Genomic DNA, 20,338 nt, shown 5'->3' with positions numbered 1-20,338 from the left:
ATGGTGCTCGACATCGATCTCGACCGCGGCCTGTTCGGACGTTTGCGGCGCGACGCTGGCGAGGCCTGGGCGCTCTACACGCGCCACCCGTTCCTCGAGGCGCTCGCCCTCGGCACCCTGCCGCTCGACGGGTTTCGCCGCTACCTGATCCAGGACTACCTCTACCTGATCCAATACGCGCGGGGTTACGCGCTCGGGGCCTACAAGGGCGAGACGCTGGTAGAGATACGCGCCGCCTCGAAGATCATGGCGGCGATCCTGGACGTGGAGATGCCGCTCCACATCGCCTACTGCGCCGAATGGGGCCTCACCGAAGAAGACATGGCCGCCGCCCCCGAGGACATGCGGATGATCGCCTATACCCGCTTCTTCCTGGAGCGCGGTCTGGCCGGGGACAAGCTCGATCTCGACGTGGCGCTCGCCCCCTGTATCGTCGGCTACGCCGAGATCGCGCAGTGGATGCTGGCCGACCCTAGTACTGTGCTCGCGGGCAATCCCTATGCGCCGTGGATCGAAGCCTATGCCGCGCCCGAGTATCGCGAGGCCGTAACCGCTGCGATCGACACGCTGGAGGCGCTGGGTCAGCGACGTGGCGCCGAGGCGCGCTACCCCTCGCTGCTGAAGACTTTCCAAACTGCCACAATGCTGGAGGCTGCCTTCTGGGGGATCGGCTGGCCCCCTTGATGGACCAGGGTGAACGCTGCCCAGGCATCCATATCGAGGGGCTGACGCTTCGCTACGGCACTCGGACGATCTTTGAGAACCTGTCGCTGGACATCCCCGGCGGCCGCATCATGGCGCTGCTCGGCACCAGCGGCGTCGGCAAGAGCAGCCTGTTGAAGATCCTCGCCGGTCTCGCCCCCGCCCACCAGGGCGCCGTCCACGCCAGCGACGGCGGACCGCTAGCCGGCCGTATCGCTTATATGGGCCAGACCGATCTGCTCTATCCCTGGCTGCGCGTCATCGACAACGTCATGTTGGGCAGCCGGCTGCGGCGCGAGAAGCCGGACACGGCGCGCGCCCATACTCTTCTGCAGCGTGTGGGCCTCGCCGACCACACGCGCGCCCTGCCAATGGAGCTTTCAGGCGGCATGCGGCAGCGCACGGCCTTGGCGCGAACGCTCTACGAGAACCGGCCGATCGTGCTGATGGACGAACCCTTCTCAGCGCTCGACGCCGTCACCCGCGCGCGCATCCAGGAACTGGCGGCAGAGTTGCTGCACGGCCGCACCGTCCTGCTGATTACCCATGATCCCATGGAAGCTTGCCGGCTCGGCCACCGGCTCGTGGTGCTGGCTGGGAATCCGGCAGTGCTGGGTGCGCCTATCACCGTGGCAGGCCGCGTTCCGCGCGCCTTGGATGATCCCGATCTGCTGCGTACTCAAGGCCAGCTGATGCGCGCCCTCGTGGCGGCCGAGGCGGGATGAGGCACGTCCAGCCGATCCTTCGGCCGCTGGTCACCATGGCGGGGCTGGTTCTCGCCTGGTGGTGCATCACGCGCTTCACCGGCATTCCTGCCTTCATGCTGCCGGACCCTGCCTCGGTTGCCCACGCCATGGTGGCGCAGGCGCCCCTCCTGTTCTGGAGCACGCTGACGACGCTCGCGGAGATCCTGCTCGGCCTCGTCATCGGCACTCTGCTCGGCGGCGGCCTGGCTCTCGCCATGGTCTTCTCGCGCGTGCTGCAACGCTGGCTGATGCCGCTGCTGCTGCTCAGTCAGGCGCTGCCGGTATTCGCCCTCGCGCCGCTGCTGGTGCTGTGGTTCGGCTTCGGCATCAGCTCGAAGGTGGTGATGGCGGTGCTGGTGATCTTCTTCCCCATCACCGCGTCATTCTTCGACGGGTTGCGTCGCACCGATATCGGCTGGCTCGATCTGGCGCGCACCATGGACGCAACGCCATGGGCCGTTCTGCGCCATGTGCGCCTCATGGCAGCGCTGCCCTCGTTCGGAGCCGGCTTGCGGGTCGCGGCCGCGATCGCCCCTATCGGCGCGATCATCGGCGAGTGGGTCGGCTCCTCGGCCGGCCTCGGCTACGTCATGATGAACGCCAATGCGCGCGTGCAGACCGATGTCATGTTCGCGGCGCTCTTCGTGCTGGCCGTGGTTGCGATCCTGCTGTGGGTGATCGTCGACCGCGTGCTCAAGCGTCTCCTCTATTGGGCGCCGGACACCACGACGGCCGGTGAGTGACCCACCTGGCAGGTGTGGTCCTGGAGGGCCTCGCCATTGCCCATGTCGCCCGTTGCCGGGTCGGCGTGGTTGTCAAGCAGGATGAAACCCGGCTCGCCGCCCGCGAAGGTCTCACCCGCCAGCACGAGCGTATGCATGCCCATCGCTGCCCGCGCGCCGGGCTCGCCATCGGCGAGAAGCGTAAAAGGATCGGCGTTCAGGGACGATCCATCGATCCGGATCGCGCGGTAGTCGGCGCCCGCTAGCGGGACTGGAAACGGCGCCCAGTTCCGCCCCACGGACGCCGCATGCTGGGCGAGGGCAGCCCGCACGTCGGCCCGGATGCAATCGATATGGATATGGAACTGGTCCTGCGTGCGGCCCGTGATGGCGTTGATCGCGAGGCTGAGGTCCTGCCTCGGCAGCGTCTTCCCCAGCCGTGCATCGACCAGATTGGTCTCGTTCCAGGCGTCGGCGAAATAGTTGGGCGTCGCCGGGTCAAGCACCGCCGGGCTTTCGATGCCGGTGATGCGCGTGGTCGGGATGAGCAGATACTGGGTCTTGCCCACGATATCCTTCAGCACCGCGAAACCTGCTGCGAGGTCGACGACGGCGCAGGGCGCGGCGTGGCCGAACCTGGTCTCATCGGCCACGCACCGGCCATGGACGATCTTCCACAGGATGTCCGGGTCGGTGGCGGCGCCAAGGAAGACGATGGGCAACATGGCGCCGATAACGGCGAGCGCCGCGATCACGCCTCGCATCCAGTCCAGCGCCATCCTCACCTCGACCGGCCTCCGGCTCTCACGCGTTCAACTTTAACCCAGGGAACTGCCTCTGTCCTGTTACCGCTTCCGGTCGAGCATCATCTTCCGGACAGTACTGCCCTGACAGGATTCCCAGACAATGACATTTGAGATGAAGCTGCTGCTCTGGTCCGTGGTGATCGGCCTGTTGCAATGCTTGGCCACCGGCACGGCCGTGATGAGCCAGCGCGGCTCCCACTTCAGCCGGAGCGCCCGCGACGACCAGAAGCCGATCGATGGCGTCGGCGGCCGCGTCATCCGCGCCTTCTCCAACTTCAAGGAAACCTACGTCTTCTTCGTCGCTCTTGTCCTGGTCGGACAAGTACTCAACCGCCACTCCGCGCTGACGGTGATCGGCGCGAACCTCTACTTCTGGGGTCGGGTCGTCTACTGGCCCCTCTACGTTGCCGGTGTTCCGGTGGTGCGATCGCTTGTATGGGTTGTCGCGATCGGCGGCATCGTGCTGATGCTTATCGGCGTTGCGTAAGATATTCGTTGATTCTCTTGCTGCGCTGCGGTATCAGGCTGCCATGATTGTTCGCGAGATGCGCGAACGGTGATCCTCGTTCGATAGTTGCATCCGGCAAACGGAGCGGCTTCGGGTATCATCTTTTTCCGAACGATCTCCTTCTTACCTGTTCCACTCCGCATCGCGCGGGGAGCAAGGGCACGAACCGCCCCGACGAGCGTCCGGGCGGCGTGGAGACTCTTTTGACTGAAATTCCGACCACCACGACCGACAGCTTCGCCTCCCTGGGGCTCAGCGAGCCGATCCAGCGCGCTGTCCTGGCGCTTGGTTATACCGCGCCGACACCCATCCAGGCGGGCGCCATTCCCCAGCTTCTGGCCGGGCGGGACCTGCTCGGCGTGGCCCAGACCGGCACCGGCAAAACCGGCGCCTTCGCCCTGCCGATCATCCAGCATCTGCTGAACGACCGGGGCCGTCTGCGTCCCTACGGCACGCGGGTGCTGATCCTGGCGCCGACGCGTGAGCTTGCCTTGCAGATCGACGAGAGCATCCGCCGCTTCTCGGCGGGCACGGGGCTCCGCACCGTCGTCATCCTCGGCGGTGTCGGCCGTACGCCTCAGGTCCAGCGCATGCAGCGCGGCACCGACATCGTCGTCGGCACGCCGGGCCGCATCAAGGATCTCATGAGCACACGGGAACTGCTGCTCGACCAGGTCACGCATTTCGTCCTCGACGAGGGCGACCAGATGCTGGACCTCGGCTTCATCCGGGACATCCGCACGATCATGGCGTCGCTTCCTGCCAAGCGCCAGTCGATGCTCTTCTCGGCCACGATGCCGGCGGAGGTGGGCAAGCTTGCCTCGAGCCTGCTGAACGACCCGGTGCGGGTCCAGGTGCAGGCTGAAACGGCGACGCCCGACAAGATCGAGCAGCACGTCTACTTCACAGACGCCGGCGGCAAGAAGCACCTGCTGGTCAACCTGCTGCGGAACCCCGAGATGGCGCGTGTGATCGTGTTCACCCGCACCAAGCGCGGCGCCGACAAGGTCGCCGAGCATCTGGAGGGCGCCGGCATTCCCGCGGAAGCCATGCACGGCAACAAAAGCCAGAATGCGCGCCAGCGTAGCCTGGAGCTGTTCAAGACCGGACAGGCCAGGGTTCTGGTCGCGACCGATCTCGCCGCGCGCGGCATCCACGTGACCGGCATCACGCATGTCATCAACTACGAGTTGCCGAACGAGCCCGAGAGCTACGTGCATCGCATCGGCCGCACGGCACGGGCCGGCGCCTCCGGCATCGCCTATGCCTTCTGCGATCCCACTGAGCAGGCGTTCCTGCGCGCGATCCAGCGGCTGACGGGCGTCGTCATGCATGTGGCGGGGCCGCATCCGGTCTCCTCCACGGGCGGGCAACCGGCAGACATCCTGCCGATGCGTCCCACCGCACCGCAAGCTCCGCGCGAAGGTGGCCTGGCAGACCAGGACCGCCCGAAGCGCCGCGGCCGCCGTTCAGGCTCCGGCCGTCGTCCGCGCCAGAACAAGGCCGCCTGAAGCCTTAAGTTTTTGTCGTGATCGAAGCCGCGTCTGGTCCTGCCAGCCGCGGCTTTTTCATGTCGGGTCCGTAGCGCGCCGTTTCTCTCTGGTCTTGGGCCAGCGCCGTTCGTAGGAGAGAGACGTTCTTCAACCGTTGAGTTCTTTACTGATGGCCGTCTACACAGAAGTCGCCGACGACGCGTTGAGCGCGTTCCTCAGCCTCTATGACATCGGCGAGGCGGTGGCGTTCCGTGGCATCGCGGAGGGCGTCGAGAACAGCAACTACATGCTGCGCACGACAACCGGCGATTTCATCCTGACGCTCTATGAGAAACGGGTCGATCCGGCGGACCTTCCCTGGTTCCTCGGGCTGATGGAGCATCTGGCAGGGCAGGGCGTCACCTGCCCGCAGCCGGTCCGTGGCCAGGATGGCAATGCCCTTCGCATGCTGGCCGGGCGTCACGCCGCCATCACGACCTTCCTGCCGGGCGTCTGGCCGCGTCGCCCGCAGGTGGCCCATTGCTCGCCGCTGGGCGTTGCCCTGGCACGCCTGCATGCAGCCGGCGAGAGCTACGCGCCCCGTCGCGTGAACGGCCTCGGTCCCGCCGGGTGGCGCCCTCTGCTGGAGCGGAGCCTCGGCCGCGCCGATGAAGTGGCGCCGGACCTTGGGGAAGAACTGTCGCGGGTGTTGGACCGGCTGCTCGGCGACTGGCCTCAGGACCTGCCGGAAGGCCAGATCCATGCCGATCTGTTCCCCGACAACGTCTTCTTCCTCGACCAGCGGATCTCGGGCCTCATCGACTTCTACTTCGCGGCGACCGACCTGCTGGCCTACGACCTCGCCATCTGCCTCAACGCCTGGTGCTTCGAGCAGGACGGCGCCTTCAACGTGACCCGTGGCCGGGCCCTGATCTCGGGATATCAGAGCGTGCGGCCGCTGACTGTCGCTGAGGCGGATGCAATGCCGATCCTGGCGCAGGGCGCGGCGCTCCGTTTTCTACTGACGCGGCTGTATGACTGGCTCAACACGCCGGCAGGCGCTCTGGTGACGCCCAAGGATCCGGTCGAATACCTCCGCAAGCTGCGCTTCCACCGTCATGCCAGGGGCCTCTCCGCCTATGTCGGATGAAACCGAGGGACGCACAGTCGAGATCTGGACCGACGGCGGGTGCAAGCCGAACCCCGGCCCCGGCGGATGGTCGGCGATCCTGCGTTTCGGCACGGCCGAGCGGGAGTTGAGCGGTGCCGAGGCGGCGACCACGAACAACCGCATGGAGCTGACCGCGGCGGCGGAGGCATTGGAAGCCCTCACCCGGCCCTGCACGGTCGTCCTGCACACGGACAGCGAGTATTTGCGCAACGGCATCACGCGGTGGACGACGGGGTGGGTCAGGCGGCGGTGGCGCAACGCGGCGGGCGATCCGGTGGCGAACATCGATCTCTGGCAGCGGATCCTGGCGGCGGCCCAGAAGCACGAGATCGATTGGCGCTGGGTTCGGGGCCATTCCGGCGACGCCATGAATGAGCGGGCCGATGTGCTCGCGACGCAGGCGCGCGCAAAACTGACAGCGGCTTGTTGAAGGATGACCTAAGGGGGTTACCGCGATGCCCTTCGGGCGGATCATTGTTCCAGTCTTCGATGTCAGGCTGTTGGAGTTCAAGCTTGACCGCGCCTTGTCGGTCGCTGACCGGTTCCATTCGAGGATCGACGTCATCTTCGTGCATGCCGCCACAGATCCTTCGTCCGTCGAAGGCGATCCGATCCTGAACGACAAAGTGCTCGAGATGGCCGAGGAGAATTGGGACAGAGAAAGACCCTCGGCGGACGCGGTAGCGGCACTGGTGAACAAGTGGGCTGTCGAAAGGGGCGTTCGTTCCATGGGCTCGAAGCTCGACGGGATGAAGCACGGGGGTGCTCCGTCATGTCGCGTCGAGGTGCTGACGAATGAGGGACCTTCAAACCTCGTGAGACACGCGCGTGCTACCGACCTGATCGTCATCGGCCAGCCCGACAGAAGGACCACGCAGCAAGAGCGAGAACTCAACAAGGTCGTTCTCATGACGAGCGGACGAGCCATCCTGATCGTTCCTGCTCAGGCTCAGACTTCTCGCGATATTCTGGACCACTCGATTCTGGCCTGGGACGGCGGCCTTCAGGTCTCCCGGACCGTCGGGCTGGCAATGCCCTTGCTGGAGGCCTGCTCGCAGGTGACCGTGTTCAGATGCGTGGCATCCGAGGAAGTCGCCGCGCATGAGGACGAGATTGTGGACTACTTGCGCTGCAACGGGATCACGGCTCGCTGCAAGATCGTGACGCATGATCCGTCCCGGGTAGCGTCATCACTCCTCACGTACGCCCAGGAGACAGGAGCGACGCTCATCTGCATGGGGGCCTACAGCAACTCCAGGGCATTGGAGATCCTCATCGGAGGCAATACGCAGTATGCGTATCATAATAGCGCCGTTCCGATCTTGATCTCCGCCTGACGACGGCGGACGGCAGCTGGACGCTTGCGGATGGCCAGCATCTCGTTCGGGCCGCGGCACGACCGGCCTCCGCAACCGGCCAGGGGAAGGTCCCCTGTTGTCAGACCCCTTCTCCGTCGACCCCGGCTTCCCGAGACGGGGCTTCGTCTTCAGGCGCCTCGGGCACGACGGCAGCCGCAACATCCTCGGCGGCTGCCTTCTCCGGTGGCGGCTCCTTGGCGCGTTCGCGGGCGGCGCCGAGATAATCGAACACCAGCGGGTCATGGCCGTTGAAGACCAGACGGTATTCGGCGCCCATGGGCGCGTGGGAGGCCTGATCGACACGGCCGACCTTCTCGATGATCCAGCCATCACCGCGGTCGACCACGGCGGGCGGCAGTGTCACGATCCGTGCGGGCGGCCGCTTTTCGTCGCGGCCTCGCCCACCTCCACCGCCGGGGCCGCCCGGACGGCCTTTGCCGCCCTTTCGCTCCCGACTGTTCATGTCGAACTGAGCGGGCGCGGCTGCCTTACCTTTCGACGGGCCGGGTGATTTGGCCATGAAGGCGTCTCCTCATACAGGCTGAAACCGAGGTTTAGAGAAGTTCGATTGTGGGGGATACTGCCTAGAACGCTACCTCTCGCTACAGGCGACGCAGCGTGGTCGGGGCGACAGGGCCGCTCGTTCGAGCGGGTCCCGGCGCCGTCCGATCGGCCCATCGCGCCAACGTAAACTTGAGGGTGTTGTACAGTCGCATTAAGTCGTCGGCACCCCAATTATTTCACGAAGCGTCGGGATCGCCCGCTGCCAGTGAAACAGGATTGTCATATGCGCCGTCTTCATTCTCTTTTGTTGTCGTCTTTACTTCTCGTAGCGCCGCTGTCTATGACCGCAGCCGTCGCCCAGAGCACGACCTCCACGGCCACCACGACCACAGGTTCCGTTGCAGGCGGGACATCCTCTACCGCTGTCATCCCACCGACCAAAAACAGTGGTACGAAGACCGGCATGGTCCGGAAGGTAAGCCCCGACTCGGCAGGCGCTCAGCTTGCCAACCCGACCGGCGCACAGCCGGGCACCGGTTCCGGCATGGGCAAGGTCAGCGGCACCGCTGCCGGGAACTGAACTCCGAGTGGAATAAGCCGGCACCTCGGATGAGGTGCCGGCGTCTCGACGGCCGGTCAGTCGAGCAGCTTGGCGTCCAAAGTTATAGTGGCGTTAAGAAGCTTAGAGACCGGACAGCCGGCTTTCGCCTTGCCCGCTAGTTCTTCGAATTGTGCCTGATCGGCGCCCGGAATGCGGGCCTCAAGCGTCAGATGAACCGCGGTAATTGCGAACCCATCATCGACTTTATCGAGTGTGACAGCGGCGGTTGTCTCCATGTGAGTTGCGGTCAGCTTTGCTTCTCCCAGGATGAGCGATAGCGCCATGGTGAAGCAGCCTGCGTGGGCCGCGCCGATAAGTTCTTCGGGATTGGTCCCGGGCTTGCCTTCGAACCGGCTGGCGAAGCCATAGGGATAGGCTTTCAACGCGCCGCTATGGGTTGAAATGGCACCTTTGCCATCTTTGATGCCGCCTTCCCAAACGGCCGATCCTGTCGTTTTCATGGGCGTCGTCTCCTATGGTGGAGCCGGTCACGTGGGCGGGCGCTTTAGTGCTTGCAAGGCAGAACCCATGGCGGACCAGTCACCGGCAACTGAGTTGCCGCGTATAGGTCCTCCGTGTCCACCGGATCATGCGCTACCGAGCCAGGGAAGGGCGTTGTTGCCATGTCGAGCGTTATGCGCCCCGCGAGCGTTACCCACCCAAGACAGATCGTTCTACCGCAACCGGCACGACCGCAGCGCCGCCGGTCGCAGTTGGAGGACTTCCTCGTCCTGAGGCGCAACCTGCTCGAGTTATGGGGTGAGCCGGCTTACACAGACGGCATCCTGCCCGGGACCTTCCTCGGCCGCCCGCAGGTCTTGCTGAACGATCCCGCTGGCATCCGCCAAGTCCTGGTCGCCAACGCCGAAAATTACGAGCGCAATGCGAGCACGATGCGCATCCTGGAGCCGCTGCTCGGCGGGGGTCTGTTTCTAGCCTCGGGCGAGGCGTGGCGGCATCGCCGGCGTGCGATCGCACCCGCAATGGCGCCGAGAATGATGCCGGTGCTTGCCGGGCACGTGATGACCATAGCCGAGGAGACAGTCGCGGAACTCGGCCGTGAGTTCGGCCTCGTCGAACTCCTCGGCCATTTGCAGCGTCTGGCGCTGCGGATCGCGGCGCATTCCATGTTCTCGCTGGAGTCCTCCAGCTTCAGCCGCGAGATGCGGGACAATCTGATGGAGTACGGGCTCAATCATACCCGGCCCGATCTGTTCGATCTGCTGCTGCCGGCCGGCATGCGCTCGCCGCAGGATCGGGCGAGGGCGCGGTTCCGGGGCCAGTGGACGGACATGATGGATCGCATCATCGCCATGCGCCGGACCCTCGGGCCGCCTCCCGAACACGCCCCGCGCGATCTGTTCGACATGCTGGACATGGCACGGGACCCTGAGACCGGCGCCGGTTTCGACCATGACGAGCTACGGGACGAGGTCTCGACGATGATCATCGCCGGGCATGAAACGACTTCCACCGCTCTGTTCTGGGCCTGCTACATCGCGGCCAAGCTGCCCGCCCTTCAGGCGCAGATTGCCGAGGAGGTGCGGACCGTCGATCTGTCGCCTGCCGTCGCGGCGGAGGCGTTGAAGAAACTGGTCTATACGCGCGCCTTCTTCGACGAGGTGCTGCGGCTCTACCCGCCGGCCTTCCTTATCGTCCGCGTCGCAAAGGAAGCGGACCGCATCCTGGATCACGCGATCGCGCCCGGAACGGTGGTGAGCATCTCGCCGTGGGTGGTGCACCGGCACCGAGCGCATTGGCGCGAGCCGGAAGTCTTCGACCCGGCTCGCTTTCTGCCCGGGGCGCCGCCGCCGGACCGCTACACCTATCTGCCCTTCGGCGCAGGTCCGCGCATCTGCGTCGGCGCCCAGTTCGCAATCACAGAGGGCGTCCTCGTGCTGGCAAGGCTGATGCAGAGTTTCCACGTCGATGTCGCGGGTGATCGCGGTATGCAGCCGATAGGCCGGGTCACCACGCAGCCCGATCGTCCGGTCTCCTTCATCCTGACCCGGCGGCGGGCCTCTAGCCTATAGAGAGCCCTGCGTGGCCAACGCCGCTATGCGGTGCCGAGGCAATGCCACGATCCGCGGCTCGCTCTCCCGAGAGGGCGCCGGCGTCGCGTCCAGATAGATAGCCGCGAGTTCGATGGCCTGATCCACCGCCCGCCTCAGGACCGGCCGCGTTTCAATCGGCCCGAGATAACGCGCGGGCTGAGCGTCGATGCTCTGCAGGATCTCCTGCAGCTCATGATAGGTGTCGACGGAGACGATGTGACCGCAGCCCGCATCGACGTCCTGAGCGACCGCTCCACGATCGGAGGCAACGACCCAGCAGCCGGCCTGGAGGGCCTCGCGCACGACGAGCCCGTAGCTTTCAGGCCAGACGGAGGGCGCCACGAGCACATCGATATCCTTGTAGAGATCGGCGACCTCCGCCTGCGGCAACTTGCCGCGAAAGCACACGGGCGTCGTGCCCCAGGTCGACCGATGTTCGATGCCACGCTGCAGCGCGTGGTCGACGATCAGGATTTCCAGGTTCTCGAAACGCGACTGCATGACGGCGGCTTTGAAGACATTGTAGCCCTTGTGCAGGGAGACGCCCCCGACGTGAGCCAGCCGCACCCGGCCGGCCGGCGAGACGCTCCGTGGCGTCACGGTGACAGCGGGGACGCCGTTTTCGGTAACAGCGACGTTCTGCACCCCGCACCGCTCATAAAGCTCGCCAAAACGGCTGGAGACCGCAAACACCTTGACCGCACCGGAGAGGGCCTCCGCGCAATGCGTCATGCGGATGAAGCGACGGGCGCCATGCCGCGCCAGTTCGGCCATCGGCTCTGTGTAGTCGTAAAGGTCCAGCGCGCCACAGCTATCGACAAGAAACTGCTTGTCCGAAATCCACCAGCCGTCATGCACGGTCACGTAGTACGGGATACGCCGGGCCTTCGCCACCTCGCAGACCGTCAGCGTCAACCGCTGGATGCAGTGAAAGTGGATGATGTCGGGACGAAACCGATCGAGGCAGCCTGCAAACGCAACACCCATTTGTTCATCGGCGATGCGCGTGTCGATGTCCGGTTCGTCCGGCGTCGTCACGCCGGTGACGCGGATGCCGTTCCAGAGATAGGTCGACAGGCGATAGGGTTGTACGGAGCCCTCGATTGCCGTGAAGACCTCTATTTCAAGCTCATCGCCGTACAGCCGATGGAGATCCAGCACGTTGTCCGAGACAACGCGCGTGGCGCCGCCCAGCGCCTGCGGCGGAAAGAAGACGTTGACGACTAGAACACGCTTTCTGACGGACTCGGCCGCCGGCGCCTCGGTCACGCCGGCCAGGATGGAGCGCAGGTTGCGCGCCATGGCGGGCACAGAGTAGGCGTCGCGCACCGCGACCTGCGCCGCGGCGCCCATCCGTCTCCGCTCCTTCTGGTTGACGACGAGGCGGCGGATCGCCCGATACCAATCTTCCGGGGTTGTTGCGAAGAGCCCGGTCTCCCCGTCGGAGACGGACGTGCGGTAGGTTTCGGTCGGCGTAACGACCGACGGGATCCCCAGCATCGCCGCTTCAAGCCACTTGATCTCGCTCTTGCAGTCCGCGACCGGCCCCGGCTTGAGCACGGCGAGGTTGATGTCCATTCCGGCCAGGATCCGCCAATAGGCCTCGATTTCCCAGACCGGAGGGATGAGCATGATCTGGTCGCCATAACCGGCGAGGCTGGGCGGTAGCGAGAGATAGCCGACGATGACCAGCTTCACCGCCGGAAACTCGGCCAGTATGCGCGCCAGGGCCGGGGTCAGGTGCTGCTCGAAATCCTCGTTATGGGCGCGGGTTCCGGTGCCATAGAAAAGGCGGATGGTGCCGTCGTCCTTGCGCGCCGGAAGTGCTCCCATCATCTTTTCATGCGGCGCATGCAGAGCATTGCGGTGAACGAAGGCTTGGCCGCTGCGCACCACCTGCGCCATCCGCTCGGCCAGCGGCGCAGTCGAGGCCAGCGCGTAGTCGCACAACCCCATCGCCGTCCGTAGTGCCGCGCTCCCCGTCACCAGCGTGGCGTAGAGGCCGCGGGAAATCTGCCCGCCGTAGCTCTCGAAACTGTCCGGGAAGTGCTCATCCTCGAACATGAGATCGTCGATTTCGTAGAAGCTTGGCAGTTCCGCACGTCGGACTGCATCGATCGCGTCGACGATCTCGGGCGTCGCCGGGACGCGGTAGAAGATGACCGCCTGCAACGAGGGCAGCCGTTGGTGGAAATCGGCAAGGTCGTCACGGAAGTCGAAGAGTTCCGCCTCGATTCCGAGCAGGCCGAGCTGGGCGAGCTTCTGGTCCAGGCGATAGAAGCGGCACTGCGGCAGGCCGGTATCGGCCACGATCGCGATCGTGCCGATGTCGCTCCTCGCATAAGCAAGCCCCGTTGGCGCAGTTTCAACCGGCAGCGCCAAAAGCTCCACCGCCTCCGCCATGCGCAGGCGGGCTTGGCGCTCGAACCCGTTTTCAGCGAGCCAGGCGGCCTCATGACGCATCGCCTCGAACCCCGCGCGGCAGACCTCGCGCAGACGCGTGCGGATACCGAGATCTCCGGCGTTTCGCTGCTGGATGGGCAACAAGGCAGCCGCCGCCTCGCGCCAGCGCTTGAGGTTCAGATAGCAGGTCGCGAGGTTGAGGTAGGTCCAGACCGTGCTGAGGTTCGACTTGATCGTCTCCTCATAGAGAGCCGCGGCGTTGAACCAGTCCCCGATCCGCAGAAGGCAGTCCGCAAAATGACGAAGACCGAGGACGTGACTAGGCTCGAGCGCCAGAACATCCTGGTAGATCCCTCGCGCCGCTTCGAGACGTCCTTCCATGGCCTGCAGGTCCGCGGCGGCGCGGAAGACGTCCACGTTCTCGCGCGAGAGCTGGCATCCGGGCCGCCGTTCGGCGATGCCGTTGCTGATGCAATGCTGCAGTAGCCGCCACTTTCCGGCAATCCGCTCGGCGAGATCCGGATTGGCGGCCGCGTAGATCTCGGCGACGAAGCCGGGTGGATAATGGCCAATCTCGAGGAGGCCGAGCTTGTGCAGGAACCGGCCCGCATTCGGGGTCTCGCCCCTGTCGAGACCGATATTGAGCCAATGACGATACGCTTCCCGATCGGAGAGCGCCGCGATCTCGCGATTGGTCGCGCGGTAAAACTCCGCATCGAAGGTGTAGTCGAGCGCGACCGGGCCGAGTTCGCGGAGCCCGTGTTCCGCGAAATGGTGTAGACAGTGCGCCCGGTTTTGCAGGCCCAGATTCGTATTCAGGCAAATGTAGTCGGAGACTTCGAAGATGCTCAGAAATCCGGTCGACCGGATGCCGATGCGGGCGAACAAGGCCGCTGCAGACTGGTCGATGTCGGCTTCTTCACGCCGCACCGCCGCGAGCAGCATCCGGCTGTAAGAAGAGCCCTCGTCGAAATAGAGCGCGTTGAAGAACGCCGGATCTTCAGGCTTGTACCGGTTGCCGGCGGCACGACCGACCGCGAGGTAGTGGGCGGCCGCATCGAGATCGCATTTGATGGCGCCGCGCATGGAGCGGCTGAGAAAAAGGCGGTAGAGACCGGCATCGAAATCATTCGGCAGGTGCTTCCCCTTTGCCGCGAAATCGTCGATGACCTGCTGGGCGCTACCGAACCTTCCTTCGCCTTTACCCAGCGTCCGCCAATGGATTTCGGCTTCTTTCGCGGTCTTGTCCCGCAGGTCCGCATAGAAGGCGACATAAAAGCCGGAGGAGAAATCCGGCTCGTCACGCTGATCCCCCGCCGCAGGTAGGCCGTCCGGTGTGGCAATCGCCGCCACCGCGTCGGGAATTGGCGCTGCGGTCAGAGGAGCAACTGATGAGGGATCGCCTGGAGAGGCCCTGGCCGGCGCGGACGCCGAGGACGCGCCCTTGGTCAGGCGCGGGCGGGTGATCTTGGCGTTGGGCTCGATCTTCATGGCTGACGCACCTGGCTTGAGGCGGCATCGGCACACGCTTGGCCATGTCATCTTCGACACGACAACTCAGCATATCCGATCCGTTGATTTGGTTGGGGCACGACGTGTGGATTGGTTCGACAAGGCAACCTTAACCGGAGAGCGTAAACATCCCGTTAAAGTGTATCCGCCTCAGGCCGCGTCTTCGGGCAAACTTCAGGCGGCCGGAGCCAGCGCCGGATGCTAAAGTCCGTCGATCTCAGAGACGAGGCTAGATGTCGTTACCTGACGGCAATAGCCTTTGTTGTTGGCCAACGCAGTGTCGTGACGCTGCTGGCTCTGCGTGACGCAGGCATCGACCGGCACCGTCACCAGATAGCCTAGATCGCAGGCATCCCGCACTGCGGAGTCGACGCACTGGTCGGTCAGCCCGCCGGCGAGGATCAGATGGCGCACCCCGAGATTGCCCAGCACGTAATGCAGGTTCGTGGAGATGAACACCGACGAGGAGGTCTTGCCGATGACGATCTCGTCCGGGCCCGGCGCCAGGGCGTCGACCACCTGAGCGTCTCGCGAGCCACGCGGACAGAATAACCCGCTGATCTTGTAGTCGAGGCTCAGATCACGTCCGTTCTGCGTCAGGCTTTCGATGACCGTATAAAGCACCTCGATGCCCTTCGCGCGGCAGGCCGCCTGCAGCCGCTGCATGTTGGGCAGGCCACGTGTCTCCATTTCGGTAAAGAAATACCCGTAGCGCGCTGCCACCTCGGCCTCATCAAGCCCGGCATATTCGCCGCCGCCGGGCATGACGTAGTTCTGCACATCGATGAACAGCAACGCCGTCTTGCCCAGCACCACCGGCACGTCCCGGCTCAGGCCGTAGGTCCTCATGGGTGCAGTCCTCAGTAGATGGCGGCGTAGCGGTCGCAGATGTCCGAGGGCTCCAGGTCCGCGAGCGCCTCGATCTCCGACCGCTTGAACTGGAGGTAGGCCGCGAAGAACTCCGGCCCGAACCAGCCGCGCGCCGCCTCGGTCGCCGCCAGCAGATCGAGCGCCTGGGCAAGCGACCGGGGCAGTTCGTCGATGCCCGCATCGGCGCGGGCGGCGGCCGTCATAGCCCAAAATTCGGGTTGCTCCGGCGGCAAGGTCATACCGCCGCGGATCCCGTCGAGCCCGGCGTGGATGATGGCGCCCAAGGCGAGATAGGGGCTCGCCGCGGCATCCGCCACGCGATACTCGATATTGAACTGCGCGTCGGCACGGGCCTCGGCGCCCTGAAAAACGGGGGAGACGCGCAGGGCGGCGCCGCGGTCCTGGCGACCGAGAAACGCCCAGACCGGCGCCCAGCGATTGGGTTGCAGCCGGTAATACGATGCAACCGAGGGTGCGGTGATCGCGGTGATCGCCGGCAGGTGGTGCAGCACGCCGGCGACGAAGGGCGCGATCCGGGTCGAGATGCCATAGGGCGCTGTCGCGTCGCGCGACACTGGCAACCCCTCCTGGTCCCAGAGACTGAAGTGGATGTGCGTGCCGTTGCCGATGCCATCGGTGTTGATGACCGGCGACAGGATCGCCCGGTGGCCAAGCCGTTCGGCGACCGATCGCACCATCTCCCGTGTGATGACGGCCTCATCGGCTGCCCGCAGCCCGACGGTCGGCTTCACCGTAACCTCGAACTGGCGCGGCCCGTATTCGGGAAGGAAGCTGTCCGGCGTCAGCCCGGCCGCCCGCAGCGCCCCAGTCAGGCTTTCTCCAAAAATGCCCTGGCGGCGAAACGAGTCGAGTGCGTAGGAAGCGCCGGGGCGATCCTTGACGCCGGTGTAGACGAATTCCTGCTCGAAGGCCGTCTTCACGACCAGCCCCGTTTCCGCCTCCAGCGCCGTGAGCGCACGCCGCAGAAAGTCCCGAGGGCAGCAGGACCAGGGCCTGCCATCCAGCTCCTGCAGATCGGCGAGGTAGAAATGCTCCGCCGCGCCCTCGTCGAAAGGCACCTGCACCACGGCCTCACGGTCGGGCATCATGACGAGGTCGCCCATCGTGCCGAAAGGCGTCGCCAGGATAGAGCCGAAGGCCGAGATCATGATGTTGGAGGCTGTCAGCCCGACGCCCTGCCGCAGCCGGGCTTCCAGCTCCGCCGCAGGGAAGCCTTTGCCGCGAACCAGTCCCGCGAGATCGCAAATGCCGACGAAGACGAGTTCTTCCTGCCGCAACGTGGCGCCTCCGCTCAACCGTCAACGATCTTGAGGCATTCCTGGCGCAGCGCAAGCCAGTGGTTGAGCTTCCTGGCTGCCACCCAAGATGGAGGCGCTGGATAACAACCCCCAAGCACAAGAGCACCGACCATGACCGACCACGTGTACCGCCTCATTGAAGTCGTCGGATCCTCCGAGACGAGCATCGAGGACGCCATCCAGTCCGCTATCACCAAAGCGTCATCGACTATCCGGCACATCCGCTGGTTCCAGGTCGTCGAGACCCGCGGCCAGGTCGAGAACGGGCGCGTCCACTACTATCAGGTGACGATGAAGATCGGCTTCTCGGTCGAGGACGAGAACGTCCACCTCGAGCCCTGAGCGCCGTTCATCAGGCTTGCGGGCGGCAGAGTTTCCTGGTCCGCAGGCCGTAACGGCTCGCGCAACGCGAGTGAGCGGCGTAGGTTAACAATCAACCGCGTTGCTGATTGCAAGATCGAGGACCACGCCGATGCCAGCCTACCGTTCCCGCACAACCACCCATGGCCGCAACATGGCAGGCGCCCGCGCCCTCTGGCGCGCAACGGGCATGACGGACGGGGATTTCGGCAAGCCCATCATCGCCATCGCCAATTCCTTCACGCAGTTCGTGCCCGGCCACGTCCACCTCAAGGATCTTGGCCAACTCGTCGCCGGCGAGATCCAGAAGGCCGGTGGCGTCGCCAAGGAATTCAACACGATCGCGGTCGATGACGGCATCGCAATGGGCCATGCAGGCATGCTCTACAGCCTGCCCTCGCGGGAGCTGATCGCCGACGCCGTCGAGTACATGGTCGAGGCGCATTGCGCCGACGCGCTCGTCTGCATCTCGAACTGCGACAAGATCACGCCGGGCATGCTGATGGCGGCGATGCGGCTGAACATCCCGACCGTCTTCGTCTCCGGCGGTCCGATGGAGGCCGGCAAGATCCGGTCGGACGGCACCGGCGGCGCTGCTGTGGTCAAGCGCGCCGATCTCATCACCGCGATGGTCGCGGCGGCCGATCCCCGCGTTTCGGACGCCGAGTCAGAGGAGCAGGAGCGGTCGGCCTGTCCGACCTGCGGGTCCTGCTCCGGCATGTTCACGGCCAATTCGATGAACTGCCTCACCGAGGCTTTGGGTCTCTCTCTGCCCGGCAACGGCAGCCTGCTCGCGACCCATGCCGACCGCCGCAAGCTGTTCGTGGAAGCGGGCTGGGTGATTGTCGATCTGGCTCGTCGCTGGTACGAGCAGGATGACGCTTCGGCTTTGCCGCGGACCATCGCCGCGATGAAGGCGTTCGAGAACGCGATGTCGCTGGACATCGCCATGGGCGGCTCCACCAACACGGTGCTGCACCTGCTGGCGGCGGCTCAGGAAGCCGGGCTGCCGTTCACCATGGCCGACATCGACCGGCTTTCCCGCCGCGTGCCGAACCTCTGCAAAGTCTCGCCCTCGGTGCCGAACGTCCACATGGAGGATGTCCATCGCGCCGGTGGCATCATGGCGTTGCTCGGCGAGCTGAACCGCGCGGGTCTGCTGCACTCAGACCCCCCGACGGTTCACAGCGCCAGCATGGGCGCGGCGCTTGAGCGCTGGGACATCGCGTCGGCGCGCGATCCGGAGGGCACCGCCGGCATGCTCTACCGCGCGGCGCCGGGCGGGGTTCGCACAACGGTCGCCTTCAGCCAGGACCAGCGCTTCGCGGAACTCGACGCCGATCGCGCCGGGGGCGTCATCCGTGACGTGGAGCACGCCTTCAGCAAGGACGGCGGCCTCGCAGTGCTCTACGGCAACATCGCGCTCGAGGGTGCGATTGTGAAGACGGCGGGCGTCGATGCCTCCAACCTCGTCTTCTCGGGGCCTGTGCGGCTCTACGAGAGCCAGGACGCGGCGGTCGCCGGTATTCTCGGCAACGAGGTGCAGGCGGGCGAGGTCGTGCTAATCCGCTATGAGGGGCCGAAGGGTGGGCCGGGGATGCAGGAGATGCTGTATCCGACGAGCTATCTGAAGTCGAAGGGCCTCGGCAAGCTATGCGCCCTGGTGACGGACGGACGCTTCTCGGGCGGCACGTCAGGACTTTCCATCGGGCACGTTTCGCCGGAAGCGGCGGAGGGTGGGGCGATCGGGCTGCTCCGGAATGGCGACAGAATCGACATCGACATTCCCAACCGCATCCTTCGCGCTGATCTGACGGATGAGGAGCTGGCGCATCGGCGGACAGCGATGGAGGCGCGGGGCTCTGCGGCCTGGAAGCCGGAGAGCCGAGAGCGGGTCGTGTCCCCTGCCTTGCGGGCCTACGCCGCGATGGCGACGAGCGCGTCACGCGGCGCGGTGCGTGACGTTTCGCAGGTCGAGCGGCGCTAAGGCAGAGAGTCGAACCGAACACGCCAGCAAACTCCGCATTTGTCTTAGCAGCCGGTCTGGCCTGCCACCTCTATGCATGGTTGCGTTTCGAATATTGCGTTTACCGGCTCAACGTGCCTATACCGAGTTGCAATTAGGGACAGCACCATGACGATGCCAGCATCTGCCCGGGCCGTGGGCGGCCAGCGGTTAGGGGCGCGTCTGCCCTCCGAAACAGAGCGCGCGAGCGCCACCCAGCTTCGGCGCATCATCGCAGCTCAAGGTGGCGAAGACACCAGAATCAAGGTGACAGGTGAGCACGGCAAACCGGCCGATGTCATTCTGACGGAAGGTCTGTCCACTCTGCTTCTCGAGCTGCTCCGCTACATCGAGCGGGGCGACGCGGTCACGCTCGTGCCGATCACCCAGATGCTGACCACGCAGCAGGCCGCCGATATCCTGAATGTCTCGCGGCCGTTTCTCATCCAGCTACTGGAACGCGGCGCCATCGGTTTCACGACGACGGGCCGACATCGCAGGATCAAGGCGGAGGATCTCTTCCGCTACAAGGCCCAGAGAGACCAAACGCGTGCCGAGGCTCTGTCCGAGCTGGCGGAGCTCGATGCGGACCTGATTTAGTCGGTGTTTGCCAACCGCTTCACTGCGCTCGTGGATGCTTGCGTGTTAGCGGGGGTGCTGAAGCGAGATCTCATCCTCTCTCTTGCGGAAGCTGAGTTTTTCCGGGTGCGCTGGTCCAACCGGATATTGGATGAAGCCGAGGCGGCCATTCACGGCATACGCGTTCGGAAAGGCTACTCAGACGACAAAGCCAAAATCGACGCCAAGCACTCACGACTAATGATGCAAAAAGCTTTCGAGGACAGTTTGGTCGAGGATTTCGACAACCTCATCTCGATCGCCGACCTGCCCGATCCTAACGACCTGCATGTCATTGCGGCCGCCGTTAAAACTCAGGCCGCCGTCATCGTTACCGATAATCTCAGGCACTTTCCCGAGCATATCCTGCGCCGGTTCAACCTCCTTGCTAAAACGGCCGACGACTTCATCGCGGATACTGTTGACCTCGATCTTCCGAGGGCCTTGACCGCAATCGAGAGGATGCGCTTACGCTCGAAGAAGCCGGAACTCACGCCGGAGGCGCTCCTGCTGCGTCTGGAAGACGTGGGGCTAACGGCAACAGCCGATCTCCTCCGGCCTAGCCTATCGGCGTACGGCGCTTGAGGCGTTGTTAGCTTCATAGGCG

At 64.9% G+C, this 20,338-nt stretch carries 19 protein-coding genes; 13 read left to right on the top strand and 6 right to left on the bottom strand.

What is annotated here, in order from left to right:
- The 3 genes from ACOEQ1_RS16060 to ACOEQ1_RS16050 are packed head-to-tail and all read left to right on the top strand — an operon-like array spanning position 1 to position 2,191.
- Positions 1 to 684 (top strand): TenA family protein, encoded by a 684-nt coding sequence (locus ACOEQ1_RS16060; RefSeq protein WP_419760239.1) that lies wholly within the window; start codon positions 1 to 3, stop codon positions 682 to 684.
- The gene (locus ACOEQ1_RS16055; RefSeq protein WP_419760238.1) at positions 684 to 1,427 is read left to right on the top strand and encodes an ABC transporter ATP-binding protein; all 744 of its coding nucleotides are present in this window, start codon (positions 684 to 686) and stop codon (positions 1,425 to 1,427) included. The genes ACOEQ1_RS16060 and ACOEQ1_RS16055 overlap by 1 nt, the downstream gene beginning before the upstream one ends.
- The gene (locus tag ACOEQ1_RS16050) at positions 1,424 to 2,191 is read left to right on the top strand and encodes an ABC transporter permease (RefSeq protein WP_419760237.1); all 768 of its coding nucleotides are present in this window, start codon (positions 1,424 to 1,426) and stop codon (positions 2,189 to 2,191) included. Before ACOEQ1_RS16055 ends, ACOEQ1_RS16050 begins: the two co-directional genes overlap by 4 nt.
- Here ACOEQ1_RS16050 and ACOEQ1_RS16045 read toward each other — a convergent pair.
- Positions 2,155 to 2,949, bottom strand: coding sequence for a CDP-diacylglycerol diphosphatase (locus ACOEQ1_RS16045; RefSeq protein ID WP_419760236.1), 795 nt, complete (start codon positions 2,947 to 2,949; stop codon positions 2,155 to 2,157). The genes ACOEQ1_RS16050 and ACOEQ1_RS16045 overlap by 37 nt on opposite strands.
- 127 nt (positions 2,950 to 3,076) lie before the next feature.
- Between ACOEQ1_RS16045 and ACOEQ1_RS16040 the strand changes: the two genes are divergently transcribed.
- The 5 genes from ACOEQ1_RS16040 to ACOEQ1_RS16020 all read left to right on the top strand — a co-directional run bounded on the left by ACOEQ1_RS16040 (position 3,077) and on the right by ACOEQ1_RS16020 (position 7,464).
- Positions 3,077 to 3,463, top strand: coding sequence for an MAPEG family protein (locus tag ACOEQ1_RS16040; protein ID WP_419760235.1), 387 nt, complete (start codon positions 3,077 to 3,079; stop codon positions 3,461 to 3,463).
- A 224-nt stretch (positions 3,464 to 3,687) separates the two neighbouring features.
- Positions 3,688 to 4,995 carry a DEAD/DEAH box helicase gene (locus tag ACOEQ1_RS16035; RefSeq protein ID WP_419760234.1) on the top strand — a complete coding sequence of 436 codons (1,308 nt, stop codon included), beginning with the start codon at positions 3,688 to 3,690 and terminating at the stop codon, positions 4,993 to 4,995.
- 151 nt (positions 4,996 to 5,146) lie between these two features.
- Entirely contained in the window at positions 5,147 to 6,106 is a 960-nt protein-coding gene (locus ACOEQ1_RS16030; RefSeq protein ID WP_419760233.1) for a homoserine kinase, read from the top strand.
- Positions 6,096 to 6,557: a ribonuclease HI gene (gene rnhA, locus ACOEQ1_RS16025; RefSeq protein WP_419760232.1), complete on the top strand. Its 462-nt coding sequence runs from the start codon at positions 6,096 to 6,098 to the stop codon at positions 6,555 to 6,557. The genes ACOEQ1_RS16030 and rnhA overlap by 11 nt, the downstream gene beginning before the upstream one ends.
- 25 nt (positions 6,558 to 6,582) lie before the next feature.
- Complete coding sequence (locus ACOEQ1_RS16020; RefSeq protein WP_419760231.1) at positions 6,583 to 7,464, top strand: universal stress protein; 882 nt, start codon at positions 6,583 to 6,585, stop codon at positions 7,462 to 7,464.
- A 100-nt stretch (positions 7,465 to 7,564) separates the two neighbouring features.
- Here the strand turns inward: ACOEQ1_RS16020 and ACOEQ1_RS16015 are convergent, their stop codons facing one another.
- Entirely contained in the window at positions 7,565 to 8,005 is a 441-nt protein-coding gene (locus ACOEQ1_RS16015) for a hypothetical protein (RefSeq protein WP_419760230.1), read from the bottom strand.
- Positions 8,006 to 8,625: 620 nt separating this feature from the next.
- Positions 8,626 to 9,051 (bottom strand): OsmC family protein, encoded by a 426-nt coding sequence (locus ACOEQ1_RS16010; protein ID WP_419760229.1) that lies wholly within the window; start codon positions 9,049 to 9,051, stop codon positions 8,626 to 8,628.
- A 162-nt stretch (positions 9,052 to 9,213) separates the two neighbouring features.
- On the opposite strand from ACOEQ1_RS16010, the gene ACOEQ1_RS16005 reads away from it, so the two are divergent.
- A complete protein-coding gene (locus ACOEQ1_RS16005; protein WP_419760228.1) occupies positions 9,214 to 10,623 on the top strand; it encodes a cytochrome P450 in 1,410 nt (469 codons plus the stop codon).
- On the opposite strand, the gene ACOEQ1_RS16000 is transcribed toward ACOEQ1_RS16005, so the two are convergent.
- The 3 genes from ACOEQ1_RS16000 to ACOEQ1_RS15990 form a co-directional block, all read right to left on the bottom strand.
- Positions 10,618 to 14,538: a glycosyltransferase gene (locus tag ACOEQ1_RS16000; RefSeq protein ID WP_419760227.1), complete on the bottom strand. Its 3,921-nt coding sequence runs from the start codon at positions 14,536 to 14,538 to the stop codon at positions 10,618 to 10,620. The genes ACOEQ1_RS16005 and ACOEQ1_RS16000 overlap by 6 nt on opposite strands.
- A 222-nt stretch (positions 14,539 to 14,760) precedes the next feature.
- Entirely contained in the window at positions 14,761 to 15,408 is a 648-nt protein-coding gene (locus ACOEQ1_RS15995) for an isochorismatase family cysteine hydrolase (protein ID WP_419760226.1), read from the bottom strand.
- Positions 15,409 to 15,419: 11 nt separating this feature from the next.
- The gene (locus tag ACOEQ1_RS15990; protein WP_419760225.1) at positions 15,420 to 16,745 is read right to left on the bottom strand and encodes a hypothetical protein; all 1,326 of its coding nucleotides are present in this window, start codon (positions 16,743 to 16,745) and stop codon (positions 15,420 to 15,422) included.
- 114 nt (positions 16,746 to 16,859) lie between these two features.
- Here ACOEQ1_RS15990 and ACOEQ1_RS15985 point away from each other — a divergent pair, with 114 nt between their 5' ends.
- The 4 genes from ACOEQ1_RS15985 (at position 16,860) to ACOEQ1_RS15970 (ending at position 20,316) form a co-directional block, all read left to right on the top strand.
- Positions 16,860 to 17,090 (top strand): dodecin, encoded by a 231-nt coding sequence (locus tag ACOEQ1_RS15985; RefSeq protein WP_419760224.1) that lies wholly within the window; start codon positions 16,860 to 16,862, stop codon positions 17,088 to 17,090.
- Positions 17,091 to 17,220: 130 nt separating this feature from the next.
- Positions 17,221 to 19,095, top strand: a complete 1,875-nt coding sequence (ilvD, locus tag ACOEQ1_RS15980) for a dihydroxy-acid dehydratase (RefSeq protein WP_419760223.1) — start codon at positions 17,221 to 17,223, stop codon at positions 19,093 to 19,095.
- 147 nt (positions 19,096 to 19,242) lie between these two features.
- The gene (locus ACOEQ1_RS15975; protein WP_419760222.1) at positions 19,243 to 19,713 is read left to right on the top strand and encodes an excisionase family DNA-binding protein; all 471 of its coding nucleotides are present in this window, start codon (positions 19,243 to 19,245) and stop codon (positions 19,711 to 19,713) included.
- Positions 19,714 to 19,716: 3 nt separating this feature from the next.
- The gene (locus ACOEQ1_RS15970; protein ID WP_419760221.1) at positions 19,717 to 20,316 is read left to right on the top strand and encodes a PIN domain-containing protein; all 600 of its coding nucleotides are present in this window, start codon (positions 19,717 to 19,719) and stop codon (positions 20,314 to 20,316) included.
- Positions 20,317 to 20,338: the final 22 nt, after the last annotated feature.

The sequence above is a fragment of the Acidisoma sp. genome, assembly GCF_965199065.1.
In the GTDB taxonomy this organism is placed as follows: domain Bacteria; phylum Pseudomonadota; class Alphaproteobacteria; order Acetobacterales; family Acetobacteraceae; genus Acidisoma.
The sequence above is the reverse complement of the archived record's forward strand: the minus strand, read 5'-3'. Positions and strand labels throughout refer to the sequence as shown.

What these genes read in the sequence shown, in the direction of transcription:
- ACOEQ1_RS16060 (WP_419760239.1), top strand. Translation starts at nt 1, where the DNA reads ATGGTGCTCGACATCGATCTCGACCGCGGCCTGTTCGGACGTTTGCGG.
- ACOEQ1_RS16055 (WP_419760238.1), top strand. Translation starts at nt 684, where the DNA reads ATGGACCAGGGTGAACGCTGCCCAGGCATCCATATCGAGGGGCTGACG.
- ACOEQ1_RS16050 (WP_419760237.1), top strand. Translation starts at nt 1,424, where the DNA reads ATGAGGCACGTCCAGCCGATCCTTCGGCCGCTGGTCACCATGGCGGGG.
- ACOEQ1_RS16045 (WP_419760236.1), bottom strand. Translation starts at nt 2,949, where the DNA reads ATGGCGCTGGACTGGATGCGAGGCGTGATCGCGGCGCTCGCCGTTATC.
- ACOEQ1_RS16040 (WP_419760235.1), top strand. Translation starts at nt 3,077, where the DNA reads ATGACATTTGAGATGAAGCTGCTGCTCTGGTCCGTGGTGATCGGCCTG.
- ACOEQ1_RS16030 (WP_419760233.1), top strand. Translation starts at nt 5,147, where the DNA reads ATGGCCGTCTACACAGAAGTCGCCGACGACGCGTTGAGCGCGTTCCTC.
- rnhA (WP_419760232.1), top strand. Translation starts at nt 6,096, where the DNA reads ATGTCGGATGAAACCGAGGGACGCACAGTCGAGATCTGGACCGACGGC.
- ACOEQ1_RS16020 (WP_419760231.1), top strand. Translation starts at nt 6,583, where the DNA reads ATGCCCTTCGGGCGGATCATTGTTCCAGTCTTCGATGTCAGGCTGTTG.
- ACOEQ1_RS16015 (WP_419760230.1), bottom strand. Translation starts at nt 8,005, where the DNA reads ATGGCCAAATCACCCGGCCCGTCGAAAGGTAAGGCAGCCGCGCCCGCT.
- ACOEQ1_RS16010 (WP_419760229.1), bottom strand. Translation starts at nt 9,051, where the DNA reads ATGAAAACGACAGGATCGGCCGTTTGGGAAGGCGGCATCAAAGATGGC.
- ACOEQ1_RS16005 (WP_419760228.1), top strand. Translation starts at nt 9,214, where the DNA reads ATGTCGAGCGTTATGCGCCCCGCGAGCGTTACCCACCCAAGACAGATC.
- ACOEQ1_RS16000 (WP_419760227.1), bottom strand. Translation starts at nt 14,538, where the DNA reads ATGAAGATCGAGCCCAACGCCAAGATCACCCGCCCGCGCCTGACCAAG.
- ACOEQ1_RS15995 (WP_419760226.1), bottom strand. Translation starts at nt 15,408, where the DNA reads ATGAGGACCTACGGCCTGAGCCGGGACGTGCCGGTGGTGCTGGGCAAG.
- ACOEQ1_RS15985 (WP_419760224.1), top strand. Translation starts at nt 16,860, where the DNA reads ATGACCGACCACGTGTACCGCCTCATTGAAGTCGTCGGATCCTCCGAG.
- ilvD (WP_419760223.1), top strand. Translation starts at nt 17,221, where the DNA reads ATGCCAGCCTACCGTTCCCGCACAACCACCCATGGCCGCAACATGGCA.
- ACOEQ1_RS15975 (WP_419760222.1), top strand. Translation starts at nt 19,243, where the DNA reads ATGACGATGCCAGCATCTGCCCGGGCCGTGGGCGGCCAGCGGTTAGGG.